Genomic DNA, 22,414 nt, shown 5'->3' on the forward strand with positions numbered 1-22,414 from the left:
CGCCGTCGTCATCCCCGCACTCCGGCACCAGCACAAGGACCTGACCCGTGGACACACACGAAATCACCGACCGTTTCCTGCGCCATTACGAGAGCAAAGGGCACACGCGCGTGCCCAGCGCGCCGTTGATCCTCGACGACCCGAACCTGCTGTTCGTCAACGCCGGCATGGTGCAGTTCAAGCCGTACTTCCTCGGTGAGGCACCGCCGCCGTACCCGCGTGCGACCTCCGTGCAGAAGTGCGTGCGCACCCCGGACATCGACGAGGTCGGCAAGACCACCCGGCACAACACGTTCTTCCAGATGGCCGGCAACTTCTCCTTCGGCGACTACTTCAAGGAAGGCGCCATCGAGTACGCCTGGGAGCTGATCACCAAGCCCCAGAGCGAAGGCGGTTACGGCCTCGACCCGAACCGCCTGTGGGCGACGGTCTACGAGGACGACGCCGAGGCGGCCGGTCTGTGGCGCAAGCTCACCGGCCTGCCCGGCGAGCGCATCCAGGTGCGCGACGGCAAGGACAACTACTGGGACATGGGCGTGCCCGGTCCCGGCGGCCCGTGCTCGGAGATCTACTACGACCGCGGCCCGGCGTACGGCCGCGAAGGCGGTCCGGTCGCGGACGAGGACCGCTACATCGAGATCTGGAACCTCGTCTTCATGCAGGACATCCGCGGCGAGCTGAGCCCCAAGCTCGGGCACAAGCCGATCGGTGAGCTGCCGAAGAAGAACATCGACACCGGCATGGGCGTCGAGCGGGTCGCGACGATCCTGCAGGGTGTCGAGAACGTCTACGAGACGGACCTGGTGCGCCCGGTGATCGGCCGCGCGGAGGAGTTCTCCGGCCGCCGCTACGGCGGCAACCACGCCGACGACGTCCGCTTCCGCGTGATCGCCGACCACGCCCGCACCGGCGTGCTGCTGATCGGCGACGGCGTCACCCCGGGCAACGACGGCCGCGGCTACGTGCTGCGCCGCCTGCTGCGCCGCATCGTCCGCTCCTCGCGCCTGCTGGGCGTGCACGAGCCGGTGCTGCAGTCGTTCGCGGCGGTCGTGCGCGACACGATGGGCCCGACCTACCCCGAGCTCGTCAGCGGCTTCGACCGGATCAACGAGGTCGTCCGGATCGAGGAGGAGGCGTTCCTCGCGACGCTGACCAGCGGTTCGCGCATCTTCGACATGGCGGCCGAGGAGACCAAGCGCGGCGGCGGTGACGTGCTGGCCGGCGACAAGGCGTTCCAGCTGCACGACACGTACGGCTTCCCGATCGACCTGACCCTGGAGATGGCGTCCGAGCAGGGCCTGAGCGTCGACGAGGACGGCTTCCGCACGCTCATGAACGAGCAGCGGACCCGCGCGAAGGCGGACGCGGCGTCGCGCAAGACCGGCCACGGCGACCTCTCGGAGTACCGGAAGGTCCTGGAGCAGCACGGTGAGACCGAGTTCCTCGGTTACACCGACCTGCAGGCCGAGGCGAAGGTCGTCGCGCTGCTGGAGGACGGGCAGCCGGTCCGCAGCGTCTCGGCGGGCAAGAAGGCCGAGCTGGTGCTCGACCGCACGCCGTTCTACGCCGAGAGCGGCGGCCAGGTCGCCGACACCGGCGTGCTGCTCGGCGACGGCGTCGAGCTGAAGGTCCTGGACGTCCAGAAGATCGTCCCGGGGCTGTTCGTGCACCGCGTCGAGGTGCTCGACGGCGAGGTCGGCCTCGACTCCAAGGTCACCGGTTCGGTCGACGCGCACCGCCGGCTCTCCATCGAGCGCTCGCACTCCGCGACGCACCTGGTGCACGCGGCGGTCCGCGGCGCCTACGGCAAGCGCGCGGCGCAGGCGGGCTCGCTGAACTCGCCGGGCCGCATGCGGTTCGACTTCACCACGCCCGGCTCGGTGTCGGCGGACGTGCTGACCGAGGTCGAGCAGGAGGTCAACGACTACCTGCAGACCAACGTCGAGGTGCGGAGCTTCACCACGACCAAGGACAAGGCCCTCGAGCTGGGCGCGGTCGCGCTGTTCGGCGAGAAGTACGGCAACGACGTCCGCGTGGTCGACATGGGCGAGTACTCCCGCGAGCTCTGCGGTGGCACGCACGTCGACCGGATCGGTCAGCTCGGCCTGGTCAAGCTGGTCTCCGACGCGTCCATCGGCTCGGGCGTGCACCGCGTCGAGGCGCTGGTCGGCACGGACGCGCTGAAGTACGTCCGCAAGGAGCAGCTGCTGGTCTCCCAGCTGGCGAACACCTTCAAGGTGCCTTCGGACCAGCTGCCCGGCCGCATCGAGGACGTCCTGACCCGGTTGAAGAACGCCGAGAAGGAGATCGCCCAGCTCAAGACCCAGCAGGTGCTGGGGTCGACGGGGGCGCTCGCCGACAAGGCGGTCGACGTCAACGGCGTCTCGGTGGTCGCCGAGGTCGTCCCGGACGTCGACGGCAACGGCCTGCGCGCGCTCGCCTCGGACATCCGCGGCCGGCTCGGCTCGCGGCCCGGTGTGGTGGCGCTGTTCTCGCCGGCCGGCGACAAGCTGAGCTTCGTCGTCGCGACGACGAAGGCGGCGCAGGACAAGGGCATCGCGGCGGGCAAGCTGGTGCCGTCCTTCGCGGAGAAGATCGGCGGCCGCGGCGGCGGCAAGCCGGACATGGCCCAGGGCGGTGGCACGAACCCGGCCGGCGCGGCCGACGCGGTCTCGGCCCTGCGCTCGGCGATTGCCGGCATTGGTTAACCGCGGAAACCGCGGAAACCGCGGCCCGGATCGGCCTGGTCCCGGCGATCCGGGGCGCGGCAGGCGGCTCGGGGTGGATGTCGGATCCGTCCGGGTCGGCGTCGCCCTGAGCGATCCGGCCCCCGTGCTCGCGTCGCCATTGGTTACCCTCTCCCGCGATGCGACCGACGACAGTGATCTGGACCAGCTGGCCGCCCTCGTCACCGAGCACGAGGTGGTCGAGGTGATCGTGGGCTTGCCGCGAACGCTCGCCAACCGGCAGGGTCCGGCGGCCGAGCTGGCGATCGCGTATTCTGAACGTCTGGCCGGGCGCGTTGCGCCCGTGCCGGTCCGGCTGGGCGACGAGCGGCTGACCACGGTCACCGCATCCCGCATCCTCTCCCAGCGCGGGGTCAAAGGCCGCAAGCAGCGAGCGGTGGTCGACCAGGCCGCCGCCGTCGAGATCCTGCAGGCCTGGATCGACGCCGCTGCTGCGCACCGCGCCCGGGAGGGAGACCGATGAACGACGAGCAGCCACCTGAGCGCGGCCGCCGGAGGCTGCGGGAGCCGGACGAGGCGACCCCGCCCCCGGCCCGCCCCGCGCCCCGCCACGGCGACCCGCGTGACCAGCGTGATCCGCGTGATCCCCGGGCGGCCGAAGCCCGCCGCGCCCAGGCGCCGAGCGGCTACCACGAGCTGCCCCAGCCGACCCGCCGTCCGCAGCAGCCGAGCGACCGGCACGAGGTGCCGCCCCCGCCGGCCCGGCGCGCGCAGCCGGCCAGCGGCTACCACGAGCTGCCGCAGCCGTCCCAGCCTTCCCGGCGGGGCCGGCCCGCCGAACCCCCGGCCGCCGACCCGCGCCGGGACGCCCCGCAGACCGGGCGCCGTCGCCGGCTCGAACCGCCGGACACGCTGCCCCCGGTCGACGACGAGCTCGACCCGCAGGCCCGCCGGGCCGCGCCGGCCCGGGCGGCGCACGCCCGCCACGGCCTCGACGAGGGATCCGAGGTCCAGGCCCCCCGCCGGCGCCGCGCGGCCCCCGAGCCCGACGAAGCCCCGGTGGCCCCCGAGGCCCCCCGCCGGCGTCGCCCCGCGCCGGAGCCCGAAGAAGTCGCCGAAGCCTCCCGCCGGCGTCGCCCCCCGCCGGAGCCCGAAGAAGTCGCCGAGGCGCCACGCCGGCGTCGTCCGGCCCCGGAACCCGAAGAGCCGGCCGAGGCCCCGAGACGGCGTCGCGCCGCCCCGGAACCGGTCGAAGGCGAAGCTCCCCAGCGTCGCCGTGCGGCCGCCGAGCCGCCGGCCGCCGCCCAGCCTCCCGCGCGGCGGTCCGTCCAGCCGGGTGACCGCTCTGTCGGCGTGCCCGCGCCCGGCGCCGAGCCGCCGCGCCGGCGCCGCCCGCCGCCCCCGCCGGTGCGCGAGGAGCCGGTGACGGACATCATCCCCGCGCAGGCCCCGCCACCCCCGCCGCCGGCCGCGCCCGAACCCGTCCGCGCCCTCCACGAGGAGCAGCCGGCCGAGGACGCCCTCTTCGCCGAGGACGAGTACGACGAGTACGCGGACTACGACGAGTACGACGGCGAATACGCCGAAGACGGCTACGACGAGCCGGAGTACGAAGAGGACTACGACGACTACGAGGAAGAGCCGAAGAAGCCGCGGAAGAAGAAGGGCAAGCGCGCCCTCGGCTGGATCGCCGCGGTCGCGGTGATCGTCCTGCTCGCCGGCGGCGCCTACTACGGCTTCAACAGGTTCTTCGGCTACGAGGACTACGACGGCGCCGGTGACGGCGACGTCCTGTTCCAGGTCGACGACGGCGACTCGACGTCGGCGATCGGCGCCAAGCTGACCACGGCCGGGGTCGTCGCCAGCAGCAAGGCCTTCGTGAAGGCCGGCGCGGACAACCCGAAGCTGTCGAAGATCCAGCACGGCTTCTACGTGATGAAGTCGCACATGTCCGGGGCCAGCGCGGTCGACCGGATCGTCGCGCCGACCTCGCGGGTCGGGCAGCTGGAGGTCCGTCCCTACACGCAGTTCGACGACATCACCCAGCCCGACGGCAAGGTCACGCCCGGCGTGTACAGCCTGATGGCGAAGGCGTCGTGCGCGCAGCTCAACGGCAAGAGCACCTGCGTCACCTCCGACGACCTGCGCAAGGTCGTCGACGCCGCGGACCTCAAGACGCTCGGCGTGCCCGAATGGGCGGTCGAAGACGCGAACAAGGCCGACCGCAAGGACCGCAGGCTGGAAGGCCTGATCGCGCCCGGGCTCTACGACGTCCGGCCCGGCGCGAGCCCGCAGGAGATCATCGGCCAGCTGGTCCGCAGCTCGACCGAGGCGATCCAGAACGCCGGCCTGAGCCCGCAGTCGACCGGTCCGGGCAAGACGCCGTACCAGACGCTGATCATCGCCTCGATCATCGAACGCGAAGCGGTGAAGGCCGACTTCGGGAAGCTCTCCCGGGTCATCTACAACCGGCTGGCGATCGACATGCGCCTGCAGATGGACTCCACGGTCAACTACGTGCTCGACCGGCCCACCCTGGCGACCAACGACGCCGACCGGCTCCGGGCCGGGCCGTACAACACGTACAAGAACGCGGGCCTGACCCCGACGCCGATCTCGGTGCCCAGCCCCGAGGCCATCCAGGCCGCGGTGCACCCCGTCGCGGGGGACTGGGTGTACTTCGTCAAGTGCGAGAAGAACGGCCTGTCGTGCTTCGCGGTCACGTTCGACGATCACAAGAAGAACGTCGAGAAGGCCAAGGCGAACGGTGCCTTCTGAGCCCCGGCGGGCCGCGGTCCTGGGCAAGCCGGTGGCCCACTCGCTGTCCCCGGTGCTGCACGGCGCCGCGTTCGAAGCGCTCGGCCTGACCGGCTGGACCTACGAGCGGATCGAGACGGCCGCCGAGGATCTCCCGGCGTTCGTCGACGGCGCCGGCCCGGAGTGGGCCGGCTTCTCGGTCACCATGCCGGGCAAGCGCGCGGCGCTGGACCACGCGGACGAGGTGACGTCGCGCGCGGCCGCGGTCGGCGCGGCCAACACGCTGGTCCGCACCGCGAAGGGCTGGCTCGCGGACTGCACCGACGTCGACGGCGTCACCGGGGCCCTGCGCGCGGCGGGCGGGTACACGCCGACGTCCGGGGACAACACCGACACGGCGATCGTGCTCGGCGCGGGCGGTACCGCGGCCGCGGCGGTCGTCGGCCTGGCGGCGCTGGGTGTGCGTCGGGTGCGGCTGGTCGTGCGGGAACCCGCGCGGGCCGGCGAAACGCTCGACGCGGCGAAGCGGGCTTCGCTCGACATCGACGTGCTTCGGTGGTCTGAAACGGACTTCGCGGCGCTGGCCGCCGAAGCCGCGGTGCTGGTGAACACCGTCCCGCCGGACGCCGTACTGCCGCACGTGGCCGGCCTCGCGGCCGTCGCGCACGTCCTCGACGTCATCTACCACCCGTGGCCGACGCCGCTCGCCGAAGCCGTCGCGGCCCGCGGCGGCAAGCTCGCGACCGGGCTGGACATGCTGCTGCACCAGGCGTTCGGCCAGGCCGAGCACTTCACCGGCCGGCCGGCCCCGCGCGCGGCGATGCGGGACGCGTTGCGCGAGGCCACCGGGAACCTGCTGCCGCTGCCGATCGGGTAAAACCGCTTGCCCGGGTTGATATTCTGGTCGACTGCCTTGAATGAGGGGGTCTACCGAGATGACCAGTCAAGAAGCGCTGAGCGACGACCAACTGGAGAGTGCCTGGGTCGGCGGTGAGCCGCCCAAGCTCGACTCGACCGTGACGCTCGTCGACTACGACCCGGAGTGGCCGAAGGCTTTCGAGCGCGAGGCCGAGCGGATCCGCGGTGTCCTGGGGGAGCAGGTGCTCGCCCTGGAGCACGTCGGGTCGACGTCGGTGCCCGGCCTGTGCGCGAAGCCGTGCGTCGACATCTACCTCGAGGTGCCGGACTCCGACGACGAGAGCTTCTACGTCCCGGCGCTGGAGGGCGCGGGCTACCGGCTCGTCATCCGCGAGCCGGGCTGGGAGAAGCACCGCTGCTTCAAGGGCCCGGACACGAACATCAACCTGCACACCTACTCGCCGGGCAACGGCCAGGCGTCGCGCTACCGGCTCTTCCGCGACCGCCTGCGGTCGCACCCGGAGGAGCTGGAGCGGTACGCGGCGAAGAAGCGCGAGCTGGCCGCGCGGGAGTGGAAGTACATCCAGAACTACGCCGACGCCAAGACCGAGGTGGTCGAGGAGATCCTCGGCCGGGCCCGGGCCGAGCAGTACGACGACTACAGCGAGGCCTACGCCGAGCACGCCGGGAAGTCCGTCACCAACGCCCTCTACGACCGGCCCGCGGTCGTGGACCTCGCCGGGGACGTCGAAGGCAAGCGCGTGCTGGACGTCGGCTGCGCGGCCGGGCACCTGAGCGCGCTGCTGGCCGGGCGGGGCGCCGACGTCCTGGGCGTCGACGCCAGCGCCGGGATGGTCGCCGTCGCGCGGAAGAAGTTCGGCGACGTCGCGCGCTTCGAGCACGCCGACGTCTCGCGGCCGCTCGACCTGGCGGACGGCTCGATCGACGTGATCACCGCGTCGCTCGTGCTGCACTACCTGAAGGACTGGGACGCCACCCTGGCCGAGTTCCGCCGGGTCCTGCGGCCCGGGGGCACGCTGGTGTTCTCGGTGCACCACCCCGGCGAGGACTGGCACTGGTTCGACAAGGAGAACTACTTCGAGGTCGAGCTGCTCGAAGACGACTTCGGGCTCGGCGGGCGGCCGCACCCGGTCCGGTTCTACCGGCGGCCGCTGAGCTGGATGTTCGGCGCGGTCCGCGACGCCGGTTTCGCCGTCGACCGGCTGGTCGAGCCGATGCCGGTGCCCGGGGCCGACGAAGCCGACCCGAAGTGGGCGAAGAACCTGCGGACCAAGCCGCGGTTCCTGTACTTCCGGGCGGTCAGTCCCGCTTAGCGAGGTCCTGGATCAGGTCGACGATCTCCCGGCTGACGGGGCGGAACACCCGCAGCCGGGAGAGCGCGGCCAGCCGGGCGAGCAGCGGGACACTGCGCTCGACCAGCATCCGGCTGCGCTTCTCGCCGGCCGAGCGGTCGTGCACCCAGAAGAGCACCACGCCCATCTGGAAGAGCCAGAGCAGCTCGGGCAGCTGCGCCCGCAGCTCCGGGTCGAGCTTGACGTCGGAGCCGTCGACGACCTCGCGCATCAGCTCGATCGAGGCGGTGCGGGCGGCCGAGGACTCCTCGCTGAACGGGCTCAGCGGGGACTCCGGGTCGGCCGCGTTGACGAAGAACTGCGTCCCGAAGCGGTGGTAGGGCTCGGCCAGCTCGAGCCAGCACAGCAAAACCGTCTTCAGGCGGTCGGCGAAGCGAGTCTCGTGCACGAGCTGCGCGCGGGCGGCGTCGAGGTGCAGCCGCGCGATCTCGTCGTAGAACCCCTGGATCAGCTGTTCCTTCGAGGAGAAGTAGTAGTACGCGTTCCCGACCGAGACCCCGGCCTCGGCGGCGATCGCGCGCATCGTCGTGCGGTCGTACCCGTTCTCGGTGAACAACCGCATGGCGGTGGTGACGATCAGGGACCGCGTTTCCTCGCTCTTGGGCACCCGCAGCACGTTAGCGCCGGGCACGTCAGGGCGCGGGGAAGGGCGGGACCTGCGGGCCCGGCGCGCCGGGGTAGGGGACGGGCCGGCCGGCGAACACGGGCTGCGGCGCGGGTGCGGGCTTCGGGGCCAGGTGCCGGCGGCGGATGCCGTTGAAGACCAGGACGTTGAACAGGTGCATGACGCCGAGCACGAGCGCGACGACGCCGACCTTCACCGAGACCACCTCGAACACCTGGCGGGCGTTGTCCACGTCGGCCCGGCTGGTCAGGAAGAGCGTCACGAAGCCGAGGCTGATCAGGTAGAAGCCGACGACCAGCAGCTGGTTGACGGCGTTGGCCAGGCCGGGGCTGTCCTCGAAGACCTGGGTGAGGAAGGTGCGGCCGTGCTTGCTGAGCGTCCGGGCGACGAGCACCGTCAACGGAATGCTGATCAGCAGGTAGAGCGCGTAGGCGACAACAACGGGTTCCATGGTCCCTCCAAGTTTTGAACGTGTTCAAGACGGACTGTAGGCCTAGTTTTGAACGTGTTCAAGAGAGCGGGGTCACGTCGGCCGTTCACCCGGTGCTCACCCGGCAGGGCGCTTTCCCGCATAAGGTGTCCGCCGACCGGGAGGTAAGACCGTGAAACGCATCGCCGCAGGGCTTACGGTGGCTGCGCTCGTCGCGCTGGCCGTGCCCGCTTCCGCTTCCGCGAGTTTCGGGCAGAGTGTCCGCTTCGCCACCTTCAACGCTTCGCTGAACCGCGCCGCCGCCGGGCAGCTGCTGAGCGACCTGTCGACGCCGGGCAACGTTCAGGCGCAGAAGGTCGCCGAGGTCGTCCAGCGCAACCGCGCCGACGTCCAGCTGATCAACGAGTTCGACTACGTGCCCGGCAACGCCGCGGCCGACGCGTTCCGGAAGAACTACCTGGCCGTCGGCCAGCACGGCGCCAAGCCGATCGACTACCCGTACGCCTACACCGCGCCGGTCAACACCGGCGTGCCCACCGGCTTCGACCTCGACCGCGACGGCACCGTCGGCGGCGGCAACGACGCCCAGGGCTTCGGCACCTTCGAGGGCCAGTACGGGCTGCTCGTGCTCTCGAAGTACCCGATCGACGTCGCGCACGTCCGCACGTTCCAGAAGTTCCTCTGGAAGGACATGCCGGGCGCGCTCCTGCCGGACGACCCGGCGACGCCGGCGCCGCACGACTGGTACAGCCCGGCCGAGCTGAACGTGCTGCGGCTGTCGTCGAAGTCGCACTGGGACCTGCCGCTGAAGATCGGCCGCGAGAGGGTGCACTTCCTGGTGTCGCACCCGACCCCGCCGAGCTTCGACGGCCCGGACGACCACAACGGCACCCGCAACCACGACGAGATCCGCTTCTGGGCCGACTACACGACGCCCGGCAAGGGCGGTTACCTCTACGACGACCGCGGGCACCGCGGCGGGCTGGGCGCGGGGGAGCGGTTCGTCGTCGCGGGCGACAACAACTCCGATCCGCTCGACGGCGACAGCGTGCCCGGCGCCATCCAGCAGCTGCTCGACGCGCCGCGCGTCGTCCGGACGCACCCGGGCAGCCGCGGCGCGGTGCTGGCCGCCCAGGCCCAGGGCGGCGCGAACGCCGGCCAGAAGAGCGACCCGTTCTACGACACCGGCGACTTCGGCGACGTCACGCCGGGCAACCTCCGCACGGACTACGTGCTGCCGTCGAAGGGCCTGCTGCCCTGGCACGCCGAGGTGTTCTGGCCGGTGCCGTCGGACCCGCTGTCCCGGCTGAACGACGCCTCCGACCACCACCTGGTCCGCGTGGACGTCCTCGTCGGGCTACGGTGAGATCATGCGGATCGCCATTCTCGACGACTACCAGAACGTCGCCCTCACCTTCGGGGACTGGGACTCGCTGGAGGCCGACATCACGGTCTTCACCGAGCCGCTGGAAGACGTCGTCAAACAGCTGCAGGGCTTCGAAGCGGTCGTCGCGATGCGCGAGCGGACCCGGTTCACCGCCGAGGTCCTCGACCGGCTGCCCGACCTGAAGCTGCTCGTCAGCACCGGCAAGCGCAACGCGGCCATCGACGTCCCGGCCGCGCGCCGCAACGGCGTCGTCGTGTCCGCCACCGGCTACATCGGCGAGCCGACCGCGGAGCACACGTGGGCGCTGATCCTCGCGGCGTCGCGCAACCTGCCGCAGGAGTTCCGTTCCATGCGTGAGGGCGGCTGGCAGACGAGCGTCGGCACCATGCTGCACGGCAAGACGCTCGGCCTGCTCGGCCTGGGCCGGCTCGGCGCGGGCGCGGCGAAGATCGGGCAGGTCTTCGGGATGGAAACCATCGCCTGGAGCCAGAACCTGACGCCGGAGAAGGCGGAGCCGCACGGCGTCACCGCGGTGTCCAAAGAGGAGCTGTTCGCCCGCTCGGACGTGCTGTCGATCCACCTCGTGCTCAGCGACCGCAGCCGCGGCCTGGTCGGCGCGGACGAGATCGCGGCGATGAAGCCGGGCGCGCTGCTGGTGAACACCTCGCGCGGCCCGATCGTCGACGAGGCGGCGTTGGTGGACGCGTTGCGGCGCAAGGCGATCCGCGCGGCGATCGACGTCTACGACACCGAGCCGTTCCCGGCGGACCATCCACTGCGGACACTCGGGAACGCGACGCTGACGCCGCACATCGGGTTCGTCACGCGGGAGGTCTACGAGATCTTCTACGGTGACGCGGTCGAGGACATCGCGGCTTACCGGGCGGGAGCGCCGATCCGCGTCATGGAGTAGTGGTGTGCGGCCCGCCGGGGCCCGAGGTCCCCGCACCGGCCCGGGCGGGCCCGCACCCCTAGATGACATCACCCGGCGCGCGGCCCGGGCAGGGTCTTTGGACCCTGCCCGGCGCGGCCATCCGGCTGAACACGCGGCCGTGGCTGGTGGTGAGTGCGAAACCGGAGCGGAAAACGGTTTCTCACCCACGAGCGCGGAGTCAGGGGAACGGCACCGTGTCCGGGGCGCAGCTCGCTCCCTCCGCCGGCACGGCCAGATCCGCCAGGTACCGGACCACCGCCGCCGTGGCGCAGGCGCTGTGGACGTCGAGGGACGTGTGGCCGTACCCGTCGACGACCAGCACCCGGCCGTCGCCGAGTTCCGCCGCCGTCGCCTGGGCGTTGTGCAGCGGGGTCGCCGGGTCGAAGCGGTTGTTCAGCACCAGGACCGGGTTCTTGCGCGCCCGGTTCCACGGGCCGGTGTAGCGGTCGGCGTCGTGGGCCGGCCAGCCGACGCACTGGGCCATCGAGAACACCGCACCGAGCCCGAAGTACGGCTGCCGCTTGCTTTCGCTCGCCGCGAGCGCCGCGTAGTCGGCCGGGCTCGAGGGGTTGTCGCTGTCGACGCACTGGACGGCCAGGAAGTTCGGGGAGTGCGTCGGCACGTACGGATCGAGCACCGGCGACGCGGCTCCAGGACCCGCCGGCAGGGCTGCGAAGGTCTCGGCCAGGCGTTTCCAGCGGCCGGACTGGTACAGCGCGCTGTCGATCGTCCGCATCAGGGAGGACACGCCCGGCCCGCGCGACGCGTGGGCGAAGACGCCGGCGAACTTCGCCTTGAGATCCCCGCCGGCGAACGCGCACTTCGGCCCGGCCGCGGCGCACACCGTGAAGAACTGCTCCAGCTCCTGCTGCTGCGCGGTGGCGACGTCGGCGCGGACGTCGACCGGCTGCTTCTCCTGGCCCGGTTTCCCGGTGGCGTTCGCGACCAGGTCGAGGGTGCCGTCGAGGGTCATCGCGCGGACCTTGTCCGGGAACAGGTTCGCGTAGGTGCCGCCCAGGTACGTCCCGTAGGAGTAGCCGTAGAAGTTCAGCGCCGGATCCCCGACGGCCTGGCGCAGCAGGTCCATGTCCCGCGCCACGTTCGCCGTCGAGAGGTGGGCGAGCAGGTCGCCGGAACCGGCCGCGCACGCCTTCCCGGGCGCGGCACTCGCCGCGAAGAAGGCATCCGGCTGCTGCAACGGCGACGGGATCGCCGGCGGGTGGTCCGCGCCCGGGCAGCTGATCGGCGCCGATCCGCCGATCCCGCGCGGGTCGAAGCCCACCAGGTCGAACCGGGCGCGCAGCTCGTCGGGGTAGCGCGCGGCGAACCGCGCCAGCTCGCCGACGCCGTCGGTGCCCGGGCCGCCGAAGTTGAAGAACAGCGAACCGATCCGGCGGCTGGGGTCGCTCGCCGGGAGCCGGATGACCGAGAGCGTGATCGCTTTGCCCTTCGGCTCGCGGTAGCTCAGCGGCACGGACGCGGGCGTGCACTGGAAACCGCTGTGGCACGGCGCCCAGTGCAGCGCGGGCACCGCGGCGCCGTTGGTGCCGAGCGCCGGGGGAGGGTCGGCCGTCGGCTGCGGCGTCGCGGGAGGGGCGGGTGCGGCGGCGGGTGCGCTGCAGGCGGCGAGCAGGAGCAGGAGTGCGAGGAGAAGCCGTTTCACGCGCCGAGGTCCGCCAGCACGGCGTCGGTGTAGCGCGGCCAGACCTCGGCGGCCCACGGGCCGAAGGCGCGGTCGGTCAGCGCGACGCAGGCCGCGCCCGCGTCCGGGTCGACCCAGAGGAACGTGCCCGACTGCCCGAAGTGCCCGAAGGTCCTCGGCGAGCTCGCCGAGCCGGTCCAGTGCGGGCTCTTGTGGTCACGGATCTCGAACCCGAGGCCCCAGTCGTTCGGCTTCTGGTGGCCGAACCCGGGCAGCACCCCGGAAAGCCCGGGGAAGACGACGTTCGTGGCTTCGGCGACGGTCGCCGGCGCGAGCAGCTTCGGGGCCTGCAGCTCGGCGGCGAAGGCGGCCAGGTCGTCCACAGTGGACACCGCGCCGGCCGCGGGCGAGCCGTCCAGGGAGGTGCCGGTCATGCCGAGCGGCCCGAACAGGGCCTCGGCCTGGTACTGCGCGAACGGGATGCCGGAGTGCTCGGCCAGCGCGTCGGCCAGCTCCTCGAAGCCGGCGTTGGAGTAGAGGCGGCGGGTGCCCGGCGCGGCCATCGCCTTGTGCGCGTCGAAGGCGAGGCCGGAGGTGTGGGCGAGCAGGTGCCGCACGGTCGAGCCCTCGGGCCCGGCCGGGGTGTCGAGCTCGACGACGCCCTCTTCGATCGCGATCAGCGCCGCGTAGGCGGTCAGCGGCTTGCTGACCGAGGCCAGCCGGAACTTCCGCGTGGTGTCGCCGTGGCGGCCCACGACGGTCCCGTCCGCTTTCACCACGGCCGTCGCGGCGTTGTCCACCGGCCACTCGTCGATCAGGCGCACGCTCTCCATGCGTCCACCCTACGAAACGCCATGAAGGCCCCCGCACCGGTGTCGGGGACCGGTGCGAGGGCCTTCATGGAGTGTTACAGCGGGGGTGTTTCTCAGGCGTCGAGGTCGGTGGCGACCAGCTGGGCGACCGCTTCCACGGCCTCCTCGGCGCCCTCGCCCTCGGCGCTGATGACGACCTCGTCGCCGTACCCGGCGGCGAGGGTCATCAGGTTGAGCACGCTGCCGGCGGCCACCGGGGTTCCCCCGGCCTTGGCGATCTGCACCGCGACGGGCTGCGCCGCGGCCGCCTTCGCCACCAGCGCGGCCGGCCTGGCGTGCAGGCCCACCTTGCTCGCGACGGCGACGCGTTTCTCCGGCATGTTCGTCCTCTCGCTACTGGGATCTACGTCGGTACGGAGTTTACTTCGCGGCGGTCGACTCGAGGTCCGACTCGATCGAGTCGTCCTCGCGACCCGGCGTCTTCAGGTTCCACTTGGTGATCGCGAAGCGGAACACCACGTAGTAGATCACCGCGTACACCAGGCCCATCACGATGAGGATCCAGGTGTTGTGGGCCGCCTTCGAGCTCGAGTTGAGCGCGAAGTCGATCGCGCCGGCGGAGAACGAGAAGCTCAAGTGCACGTTCAGCAGGTTGGCGATCGCGAGCGAAAGGCCGGTCATCACCGCGTGGAAGATGTAGAGCGGCCACGCGACGAACATGAACGAGAACTCGATCGGCTCGGTGACACCGGTGATGAACGAGGTCAGCGCGGCCGCGATCATCACACCGCCGACGACCTTCTTCTGCGCCGGGCGGGCGGTCTGCCAGATCGCCAGCGCCGCCGCGGGCAGCGCGAACATGAAGATCGGGAAGAAGCCCGTGGTGAAGGCACCGGCGTTCGGGTCGCCGTTGAAGAAGTTGGTGATGTCACCGCCCTTGAAGATGAACCAGACCGGCACGTTGATCAGCTGGTGCAGGCCGACCGGGATCAGCAGGCGGTTGAGCAGGCCGTAGATGCCGCCACCGACGACCGGGGCGCCGGTGACCGCGTCGCCGACGTTCTCGATGCCGGTGTTCACGTACTTGAAGAGCAGGCCGAAGATCACGCCGAGCAGCAGCAGCGCGAAGGCGGTGATGATCGGGACGAACCGGCGGCCGCCGAAGAACGCCAGGTAGGCGGGCAGCTTGATGCGGTGGTAGCGCTGCCACAGCACGGCCGCGACCAGGCCGACGACGACGCCGGCGAGCACACTGTAGGGCCACTTGATGGGCGCCAGCTCGAAGCCGCCGTTCGGCTTGTAGCCGGGCAGGTCCTTCAGCGGGGCGAACACCTGGATGACGCTGGTGAAGACGAAGAAGCCGACGACCGCGGCGACACCGGTGGAGCCGTCGCCCTTGCGGGCGAAGCCGACCGCGATGCCCACCGCGAAGAGCAGCGGCAGCCAGTTGAAGAGCGAACCGCCGGCGGCGCCGAGGACGGCCGCGACCTTGTCCCAGCCGAGGCCGTCCTTGCCCAGCAGGTCGTCCTGGCCGAGACGCAGCAGCAGGCCGGCGGCCGGGAGCGTGGCGATGGGAAGCATGAGGCTACGGCCGAAGCGCTGAAGACCGGCGAGGCCTCCGCCGCTCTTCTTCGTCGCCCCCTCCGCGGTGGTGGAGCTCATCTGGATCCTCCATAGTGGGGTTGTTGACCGGGTTCCGGGGTGTTCCGGTCCAACTGCATGGTCACCTGGTAGTGATCTCCCCGGTACCAGGACGTGATGTCTTCGATCGGGTCGCCGTTCGCGCTGGAGACCCGGCGGAACACGAGCAGGGGACTGCCGGCGCGCATGCCGAGCAGCCGGGCCGTCTCGCGGTCCGCTCCTTCGGCCCAGACCGTCTGCCACGCCTGGTCGGGACGCACGTCGTACGTCTCGGCCAGCTGCGCGTAGAGCGACTGGGTCAGGTCGAGCTCGAGCAGGCCGGGAGCCCGGCCCGCGTGGTACCAGCCGCGTTCGACGGCCAGGGGTACGCCGTCGGCGTGGCGCAACCGCACGAGGTGGTGTGCGGGGGAGCCCTCGGCCAGGCCGAGGGCGTGCGCGGAGGCGGTGGGTGGGACCTCGGTGGCCGCGGAGACCACCTCGGTCGTCGGGGTCAGCCCCCGCCGCCGCATGTCGTCGGTGAACGACATCAGGTAGAGCTGCAGCTCCATCCGCCGGGCCGCGGTGAACGTGCCCTTGCCGCGCACCCGGGCGAGCAGACCCTCCTCGACCAGCTTGCCGATCGCCGACCGGACCGTGAGCCGCGACACGCCGTAGCGCTGGGCGAGTTCACGTTCCGACGGGATCGGCGCACCCGGCGGGAGCTCGCGCTCCACCGTGCGGCGGAGGATCTCCCGCAGCTGGGCGTGCTTGGGCGTGGGCCCGTTGACGACCCGGTCGGGTGGCGGGACGTGCGCTGCCGCGCTCATCGGCGTCACCCTCCTCGTTCTCGCGTCACCGGGGACCGGTGCTCGCGTCCGGCCCGGAACATTGGTACGTTCCGGTCTAGACCAATGATCTGATGGGGCAGGATGCTCCGCCGCGCGGACGGGTGTCAACCCACCGTTATCCGTTCGTGGCCCGCGGCGGCGTGCATGCCGACGAACGGCGTAGTACAGGTGGACACGCGGTGCGCGTCAGGTTGGGAACAAACAGTGATCAAGGAGACCGCGATGGCGGATGACAGGCCCGAAAAGATCCTCGCCGCTCTCGGCGGCACGGAGAACCTCACCGAGATCGAGGGCTGCATCACGCGGCTGCGGTGCGAGGTCGAGGACATGAGCCTCGTCGACGAGGCGGCGCTGAAGAAGGCCGGCGCGATGGGCGTGGTCAAGATGGGGAGCAGCGCGCTGCAGGTGATCGTCGGGCCGGAGGCGGACACGATCGCCAGCGACATCGAGGACCTGCTGTGAGCTTGGAGATCCTCAGCCCGGTCGCCGGGCGCGTGGTGCCGATCACCGAGGTCCCGGACCCGGTGTTCGCACAGGCCATGGTCGGGCCGGGCATCGCCGTCCAGCCGACGGGCGGCCGGTCGGACGCGGTCGCGCCGGTCGACGGCACGATCAAGACGTTGCACCCGCACGCCTTCGTCGTCCAGACCGACGACGGCCAGGCCGTGCTCGTGCACCTGGGGATCGACACGGTGAAGGAGAAGGGCGAAGGCTTCACGCTGCACGTCGTCAAGGACGAGCAGGTGCGGGCCGGGCAGCCGATCGTCAGCTGGGACCCGGAAGCGGTGACCGCGGCCGGCTACTCGGCGATCGTGCCGGTCGTCGCGCTGGACGCCGGCGCGGAGGTGCTGTCCGGTTTGGACGCCGAGCGCGACGTGACCGCGGGCGAGCCGCTGTTCGCGTGGGACGCCTGAGTCGGATTTGTCACGCGAAGGGCCCTTGTGGACGGTGATCGTCCACAAGGGCCCTTCGGTGTCTCCCGGCCCGTCAGCCGGTGACGACCTTCCCGTTCTCGACCTTCACCGGCACGGACGGCAGCGGCTTGTTCGCCGGTCCCTGCTTGACCTCGCCGGTGAGGGCGTTGAACACGGAGCCGTGGCACGGGCAGACCAGGTCGGCGCCCTTCGGCGCGACGGTGCAGCCCTGGTGCGTGCAGATCGCGCTGAACGCGGCGACGGCCGCGTCCGAGGTACGGGCCACGATCACGTCGGAGCCGTCCGGCGCCTTGGCCGCCTTCGCCTGCCCGACCGGGACGTCGGCGAGCGCGACGAGCGGGGTGCCCGCGGCGATGGGCGCCTGGGCGGTGCCCGACTTCGAGTCGTCCGAGGATCCGCAGGCGGCGAGCGCCACGGTGCCCACGGCGACGCCGGCGACAGTGGCACCGGTGGTGAGGACGGTGCGGCGGGAATGAAGTTCGGCAGTCATGCCTACTAAACGAGATCGACATCGCTTCGGTTCAATTCCCACCGGGCCGGGTGAACCGGAACGGCCCCTGATCCGTGTATCTACCCGAGTGGGTGTGGAGCGGAGGAACGATCATGGTGGGTTGGGTTCTGCGGATCGTCACGGCGGTGGCGCTGCTGGGTTCGGCGGGTGTGCACTACGTGCTGTGGACGGAGGACTACCCGGGCATCGTCGGCCCGTTGTTCCTGCTGGACGCGATCGCCGGGCTGGTCCTCGCGATCGCCGTGCTGGCCTGGCGGCACTGGCTGCCCGCGCTGGGCGCGTTCGGCTTCGGGGCGCTGACGCTCGGCGCGTACGTGCTGGCCGCGACGGTCGGGTTCGCCGGCAACCACGACCAGTTCAACAGCCAGCCGGAGTACTGGGGCGTGATCACCGAGGTGATCTGCATCATCGGCGGGCTCGCGCTGATGGTCGTGAAGGACCGGCGCAAAGTCGCGGTCTGACCCCGTGGGCGAAGTCGCGGAAGACGCGCTGATGCGCGCGCTGCACGAGGAGCACGCGGCCGCGTTGTGGTCCTACGCGCTCCACCTGACCTCCGGCGATCGGATCCGCGCCGAGGACGTCGTCCAGGAGACGCTGCTGCGGGCCTGGCGCTCGACGACGGTGCTGGACCAGTCCCAGGGGTCGGCGCGGGCGTGGCTGTTCACGGTCGCGCGGCGGATCGCGATCGACGGCTGGCGCTCGGCGTCGGCGCGCTCCGAGGTGATGACCGACCAGCCGCCGGAGCGGGCCGTCGCGGACGGCACCGACCGCGCCGTGCAGGGCTGGCTGGTCGCCGAGGCGCTCGCGGAGCTCTCGGAACGGCACCGCGAGGTGCTGGTGCTGTGCTACTTCCAGGGGTATTCGGTCGCGGACGCGGCGGTGCGGCTGGGGGTGGCCGAGGGAACGGTCAAGTCGCGCACGCACTACGCGTTGCGCGCGCTGCGCCTGGTGCTCGAGGAGAGGGGGGTGACCCAGTGAGCGAGGACCCGTTCGCGACGTTCGACGCCGCGTACGTGCTCGGGGCGCTGTCCCCCGAGGACCGGCAGCGCTTCGAACAGCACTTGCGTGGTTGCGAGCGGTGCGCGGCCGCGGTGCGTGACCTGGCGGGACTGCCCGGGCTGCTCGCCCAGGCCGGTCCGCCGCAGGTCACCGGGATCGTGGACGCCGGACCACCGCCGCCGGAGCTCCTGCCGTCGGTGCTGAAGCGGGTGCGGCGCGGGCGCCGGATCCGCAACGCGGTGACGTCCCTGTCGGCCGCGGTGGCGGTGGCGGCGTGCGTGGCGCTTGGCGTGGTGGCGGCGCTGCCGGCGCCCGCCGCACCTGCCGGCGGCCCGCAGCCGCTCGCGTTGACGGCCCTGGGTCAGTTCCCGGTCCGTGCGGACGCGCGTCTCGGTGACCACGAGTGGGGCACCGAAGTCGACATGTCATGCAGCTACACGGGTGGCCGCAGCGGCGGTGACTACGTCCTGGTGGCGATCGGCCGCGACGGCAAGGAAACCCAGCTGGCGACGTGGAAGGCGCTGCCGGACAACACGGCCCGCATCGTGGTGGGCACGGCGTTGAAGACGCCGGAGATGGCGGCCCTGGAGGTGCGCGGCGGCAGTGGGCGTGCGCTGCTGCGGCTGAGTTTGTGAAGCCGTGGCTCATCCGGGACGCAGGGGGTCCCGGATGAGCCACCCTCCTCCGGGTGTTCGCCTCCCTGTGCTGCGCCCGTCGTGAGTGGTGATTCGGGCTCCGCTCACGGCGGGCGCGCTGTGCCGCTGTGCCGCCGTGCCGCCGTGATCCGGGTGGCTTGTCGCCCACCGGAGTGAAACCGGCGCCGGAGCGTCGCGAACGGACCGTTCGTGACACCGGGCAGTTGCCCTGGTCATCCCGGTCGCCGCAGGCTGGTGCGGTGATCTTCATCCTCATCGCTCTTACGGCCGCCACCGCTCCGGCGGCAGCTTGGGCACTGCGACGCGCGGCCGCCCCGATCCCGGCCGGCACCGCAGCGGGGCTGGCCGCCCTCGGCGCCACGGCCGTCGCCGCCCGCTGGCTGGGCGGCGCCTGGCCCGGCTGGTGGCTGCCGGTACCCGCGTTGCTCACGGTCGTGGCGGTACCGCTGGCCCTGGCCGACCTGCGCCACCTCCGCCTGCCCGACGTGCTGACCCTGCCGGCGTACCCGCTCTTCGGCGCCGCGATCGGCGCGGCCGCCCTGGGCGGCGGCGGACCGTCCCTGGCCCTCCGAGCGGCGGCCGGCGGACTGCTCTTCGGCGGCGCACACGCGGCGGTGCACCACTTCGCCCCGGCCAGCCTCGGCGCAGGGGACGTGAAGCTGTCCGGCAGCCTCGGCGCGGTCCTGGCCGCGGCGGGCTGGCCCGCCCTGGCCCTGGCGGCTCTCACAGCGGCCCTGCTCACCCTGGCCGTGGCGGCCGTCCGCCGCCGGGAGCGGGTCCCGCACGGACCGGCCCTCCTCGCGGCGGCTTGGCTGTGCGTGCTCTTCCCGCTGGCGTTGTGAGGGGGTCGTGCGCCCGGTCTGGCTTCGCGCTGTTCGCCGCCCGCCCTGGCTTCACCTGTGTCGTCGAGGCGTCCGTGGCGGTTGTTCACAGAAGGGCCGCGTTCCGCACGGGTTGGCTCTCTTCGCCGTAGCTTGGTCGCGGGTGGTCTTCCGCTGGCGTTGCGATGGGTCGCGTGGCCCGGTCCACGTGGTGGTCCGCTTTGCGTTGTTCGGTACCCGGCCTGAGTTCACCCGTGTCGTCGAGGTGTCCGTCGGGGGAGGTGCCGGCCTTCGCCGTGGCGGCTGTCCGCCGGAAGGACCGCGCTTCGCGTGGGCCGGCACTCCTCGCGGTGGCTTGGTCGCGCGTGCTCTCCGCCGGCGTTGAGACGGGTCGCGTTGCGCGGTTCACGTGGTGGTCCGCTCTGCGCTGTCCGGCACCCGGCCTGGCTTCACCGGCGTCGTCGAGGCGTCGCACGACCAGAGGCGCCCGCCGTGGCGGCCGTCCGCAGGAAGGAGCGCGTTTCCGCACTCAACGCCGTGGCTTGGTTGTGCGCGGCTTCCCTCTCGCGTCGTGAGAGGGCGTGCCGCCCGGTCCCACGCGATGGTCCGCCCGCGCTGTTCGGCACCCGACCTTCACCCGTGTCGTCGAGGCGTCCTACGGCCGGGAGGCGCCCGCCGTGGCGACCCTTCGGCGCAGCGGCCATCCGCCGTCCGGTTGTGCGCGCTTGTCCCTTCCTGCGGTCTCCGCGAGCGGGCCGGGGCGCTTCTCCGGCCCCCTCGGCGCCCGTGACAGGATTGAGGACATGTTGCGTTGGATCACCGCAGGTGAATCGCACGGACCCGCGCTGGCCGCCGTGCTCGAAGGCATGCCCGCCGGGGTGGAGGTCACCACCGCCGACGTCACCGGGCAGCTGGCCCGCCGCCGGCTCGGGTTCGGGCGCAGCCCGCGGATGGGCTTCGAGACCGACCACATCGCCTTCCTCGGCGGCGTCCGCCACGGGCTCACCCAGGGCGGCCCGATCGCCGTGCAGATCGAAAACGCCGAGTGGCCCAAGTGGGAACAGGTGATGGCGGCCGACCCGGTCGACCCGGAGATCCTCGAAGGCCTCGCCCGCAACGAGCCGCTCACCCGCCCCCGGCCGGGCCACGCGGACCTGCCGGGCATGCAGAAGTACGGCTTCGACGAGGCGCGCCCGGTCCTCGAGCGGGCGAGCGCGCGCGAGACCGCGTCGCGGACCGCGCTGGGCACCGTCGCGCGGAACTACCTGCGGCAGCTGCTGGGCGTCGAGATCCTCAGCCACGTCGTGTCCATCGGCGCCGCGGACGCGCCCGAGGGGCCGCTGCCGGTCGCCGCGGACCTGCCCGCCATCGACGAGAGCCCGGTGCGCGCCTTCAGCAAGGAAGGCACCGACGCGATGGTCGCCGAGGTCGACGCCGTGCGGAAGGCGGGCGACACCGTCGGCGGCGTGATCGAGGTCATCGCCTACGGGTTGCCGCCGGGCCTCGGCTCGCACGTCCACTGGGACCGCCGCCTCGACGCGCGGCTGGCCGGCGCGCTGATGGGCGTCCAGGCGATGAAGGGCGTCGAGGTCGGCGACGGCTTCACCACCGCCCGCCGCTGGGGCAGCCAGGCGCACGACGAGATCGACCGCGGCTCCGGCCCGGTCGGCGTCACCCGCCGGTCCAACCGCGCGGGCGGTCTGGAAGGCGGCATCACCAACGGCGAACCGCTGCGCGTGCGCGTCGCGATGAAGCCGATCTCGACCGTCCCCAAGGCACTGTCCACAGTGGACGTACGGACGGGCGAGGCCGCCGTCGCCATCCACCAGCGGTCCGACGTCTGCGCGGTGCCGCGCGCCGGGGTCGTGCTGGAATCCGTGGTGGCGCTGATCCTCGCCGACGCCGCGCTGGAGAAGTTCGGCGGCGACTCCCTGATCGAGAGCAAGCGCAACGCCGAGGCGTACCTGAAGGCCATCGAGGAGCGCTGGTGAGTCCGCGCGCGATCATCGTCGGCCCGCCGGGCTCGGGCAAGAGCACCGTCGGGCCGCTGCTTGCGGAGGCGCTCGGCCTCGTCTTCCGGGACAGCGACGCCGACATCGTCGCCCGCACCGGGCGCAGCATCTCCGACATCTTCGCCGAAGACGGCGAGCCCGCTTTCCGTGCCCTGGAAGAGGAAGCGGTCGCCACTGCGCTCGCGGAGCACGACGGAGTGCTTTCGCTCGGCGGCGGCGCACCGCTCACCCCGGGCACCCGCGCCCGGCTGGCCGCGCACACCGTCGTGTTCCTCAACGTCGGCCTCGCCGCCGGGGTGCAGCGCACCGGGCTGTCGAGCGCGCGGCCGCTGCTGGCCGGGGTGAACCCCCGCGCCACGTTCAAGAAACTGCTCGACGAGCGCGTGCCGGTCTACCGCGAGGTCGCCACCGTCGAGGTCGTCACCGACGACCGCACCCCCGCCGAGATCGTCGCGGACCTCAGCGCGGGGCTCGTCGTCCCCGCCGAAGCCAAGGAGTGAGTCACCC

At 71.9% G+C, this 22,414-nt stretch carries 23 protein-coding genes; 15 read left to right on the forward strand and 8 right to left on the reverse strand.

All coding sequences use genetic code 11. The features are described 5' to 3' along the window. Positions 1-47 precede the first annotated feature (47 nt). The 5 genes from alaS (at position 48) to OHS18_RS45320 (ending at position 7,636) form a co-directional block, all read left to right on the forward strand. Positions 48-2,708 carry an alanine--tRNA ligase gene (gene alaS / locus OHS18_RS45300; RefSeq protein ID WP_328614952.1) on the forward strand — a complete coding sequence of 887 codons (2,661 nt, stop codon included), beginning with the start codon at positions 48-50 and terminating at the stop codon, positions 2,706-2,708. A 73-nt stretch (positions 2,709-2,781) separates the two neighbouring features. Continuing rightward, entirely contained in the window at positions 2,782-3,210 is a 429-nt protein-coding gene (ruvX, locus tag OHS18_RS45305) for a Holliday junction resolvase RuvX (protein WP_230862612.1), read from the forward strand. Beyond that, entirely contained in the window at positions 3,207-5,465 is a 2,259-nt protein-coding gene (gene mltG / locus OHS18_RS45310; protein WP_328614953.1) for an endolytic transglycosylase MltG, read from the forward strand. The genes ruvX and mltG overlap by 4 nt, the downstream gene beginning before the upstream one ends. Further along, positions 5,455-6,321 (forward strand): shikimate dehydrogenase, encoded by an 867-nt coding sequence (locus OHS18_RS45315; RefSeq protein WP_328614954.1) that lies wholly within the window; start codon positions 5,455-5,457, stop codon positions 6,319-6,321. Before mltG ends, OHS18_RS45315 begins: the two co-directional genes overlap by 11 nt. Before the next feature lie 58 nt (positions 6,322-6,379). Beyond that, entirely contained in the window at positions 6,380-7,636 is a 1,257-nt protein-coding gene (locus tag OHS18_RS45320) for a GrpB family protein (RefSeq protein WP_328614955.1), read from the forward strand. On the opposite strand, the gene OHS18_RS45325 is transcribed toward OHS18_RS45320, so the two are convergent. Both OHS18_RS45325 and OHS18_RS45330 read right to left on the reverse strand, forming a co-directional pair. Beyond that, positions 7,623-8,282 carry a TetR/AcrR family transcriptional regulator gene (locus OHS18_RS45325; protein WP_328614956.1) on the reverse strand — a complete coding sequence of 220 codons (660 nt, stop codon included), beginning with the start codon at positions 8,280-8,282 and terminating at the stop codon, positions 7,623-7,625. The genes OHS18_RS45320 and OHS18_RS45325 overlap by 14 nt on opposite strands. Positions 8,283-8,307: 25 nt before the next feature. Continuing rightward, positions 8,308-8,751 carry a hypothetical protein gene (locus OHS18_RS45330; protein ID WP_328458544.1) on the reverse strand — a complete coding sequence of 148 codons (444 nt, stop codon included), beginning with the start codon at positions 8,749-8,751 and terminating at the stop codon, positions 8,308-8,310. A gap of 151 nt (positions 8,752-8,902) precedes the next feature. On the opposite strand from OHS18_RS45330, the gene OHS18_RS45335 reads away from it, so the two are divergent. Together OHS18_RS45335 and OHS18_RS45340 are read left to right on the forward strand one after the other, a co-directional pair. Further along, a complete protein-coding gene (locus OHS18_RS45335; protein WP_328614957.1) occupies positions 8,903-10,096 on the forward strand; it encodes an endonuclease/exonuclease/phosphatase family protein in 1,194 nt (397 codons plus the stop codon). 4 nt (positions 10,097-10,100) lie between these two features. Then, entirely contained in the window at positions 10,101-11,030 is a 930-nt protein-coding gene (locus tag OHS18_RS45340) for a D-2-hydroxyacid dehydrogenase family protein (RefSeq protein WP_328614958.1), read from the forward strand. Between the two features lie 199 nt (positions 11,031-11,229). On the opposite strand, the gene OHS18_RS45345 is transcribed toward OHS18_RS45340, so the two are convergent. The 5 genes from OHS18_RS45345 to OHS18_RS45365 form a co-directional block, all read right to left on the reverse strand. Further along, positions 11,230-12,714 (reverse strand): alpha/beta hydrolase, encoded by a 1,485-nt coding sequence (locus OHS18_RS45345; RefSeq protein WP_328614959.1) that lies wholly within the window; start codon positions 12,712-12,714, stop codon positions 11,230-11,232. After that, complete coding sequence (locus tag OHS18_RS45350) at positions 12,711-13,526, reverse strand: serine hydrolase domain-containing protein (RefSeq protein ID WP_328458536.1); 816 nt, start codon at positions 13,524-13,526, stop codon at positions 12,711-12,713. Before OHS18_RS45350 ends, OHS18_RS45345 begins: the two co-directional genes overlap by 4 nt. Positions 13,527-13,618: 92 nt before the next feature. After that, on the reverse strand, positions 13,619-13,885 hold the full coding sequence (locus OHS18_RS45355; RefSeq protein ID WP_247049117.1) for an HPr family phosphocarrier protein: 267 nt from the start codon (positions 13,883-13,885) through the stop codon (positions 13,619-13,621). A gap of 40 nt (positions 13,886-13,925) precedes the next feature. Next, positions 13,926-15,167: a PTS transporter subunit EIIC gene (locus OHS18_RS45360; RefSeq protein ID WP_328614960.1), complete on the reverse strand. Its 1,242-nt coding sequence runs from the start codon at positions 15,165-15,167 to the stop codon at positions 13,926-13,928. Then, entirely contained in the window at positions 15,164-15,952 is a 789-nt protein-coding gene (locus OHS18_RS45365) for a GntR family transcriptional regulator (RefSeq protein ID WP_328458532.1), read from the reverse strand. The genes OHS18_RS45360 and OHS18_RS45365 overlap by 4 nt, the downstream gene beginning before the upstream one ends. Positions 15,953-16,195: 243 nt before the next feature. Between OHS18_RS45365 and OHS18_RS45370 the strand changes: the two genes are divergently transcribed. Further along, the gene (locus OHS18_RS45370) at positions 16,196-16,435 is read left to right on the forward strand and encodes a glucose PTS transporter subunit EIIB (protein ID WP_167379806.1); all 240 of its coding nucleotides are present in this window, start codon (positions 16,196-16,198) and stop codon (positions 16,433-16,435) included. Further along, positions 16,432-16,887, forward strand: coding sequence for a PTS sugar transporter subunit IIA (locus tag OHS18_RS45375; RefSeq protein ID WP_328458528.1), 456 nt, complete (start codon positions 16,432-16,434; stop codon positions 16,885-16,887). Before OHS18_RS45370 ends, OHS18_RS45375 begins: the two co-directional genes overlap by 4 nt. A 73-nt stretch (positions 16,888-16,960) precedes the next feature. On the opposite strand, the gene OHS18_RS45380 is transcribed toward OHS18_RS45375, so the two are convergent. After that, on the reverse strand, positions 16,961-17,398 hold the full coding sequence (locus tag OHS18_RS45380) for a QcrA and Rieske domain-containing protein (protein WP_328458526.1): 438 nt from the start codon (positions 17,396-17,398) through the stop codon (positions 16,961-16,963). Between the two features lie 113 nt (positions 17,399-17,511). Between OHS18_RS45380 and OHS18_RS45385 the strand changes: the two genes are divergently transcribed. From OHS18_RS45385 to OHS18_RS45410, 6 genes are all read left to right on the forward strand, one after another. Further along, positions 17,512-17,880 (forward strand): hypothetical protein, encoded by a 369-nt coding sequence (locus OHS18_RS45385; RefSeq protein ID WP_247049123.1) that lies wholly within the window; start codon positions 17,512-17,514, stop codon positions 17,878-17,880. Positions 17,881-17,884: 4 nt separating this feature from the next. After that, entirely contained in the window at positions 17,885-18,397 is a 513-nt protein-coding gene (locus tag OHS18_RS45390; protein WP_305879311.1) for a sigma-70 family RNA polymerase sigma factor, read from the forward strand. After that, positions 18,394-19,053, forward strand: a complete 660-nt coding sequence (locus tag OHS18_RS45395; RefSeq protein WP_328458524.1) for an anti-sigma factor family protein — start codon at positions 18,394-18,396, stop codon at positions 19,051-19,053. The genes OHS18_RS45390 and OHS18_RS45395 overlap by 4 nt, the downstream gene beginning before the upstream one ends. A gap of 263 nt (positions 19,054-19,316) precedes the next feature. Then, positions 19,317-19,916, forward strand: coding sequence for a prepilin peptidase (locus OHS18_RS45400; protein WP_442875455.1), 600 nt, complete (start codon positions 19,317-19,319; stop codon positions 19,914-19,916). A gap of 782 nt (positions 19,917-20,698) precedes the next feature. Next, positions 20,699-21,886: a chorismate synthase gene (gene aroC, locus OHS18_RS45405; protein WP_328614962.1), complete on the forward strand. Its 1,188-nt coding sequence runs from the start codon at positions 20,699-20,701 to the stop codon at positions 21,884-21,886. Then, positions 21,883-22,407 (forward strand): shikimate kinase, encoded by a 525-nt coding sequence (locus tag OHS18_RS45410; protein WP_328614963.1) that lies wholly within the window; start codon positions 21,883-21,885, stop codon positions 22,405-22,407. The genes aroC and OHS18_RS45410 overlap by 4 nt, the downstream gene beginning before the upstream one ends. Positions 22,408-22,414: the final 7 nt, after the last annotated feature.

It is taken from the genome of Amycolatopsis sp. NBC_00355 (assembly GCF_036104975.1).
GTDB lineage: Bacteria > Actinomycetota > Actinomycetes > Mycobacteriales > Pseudonocardiaceae > Amycolatopsis.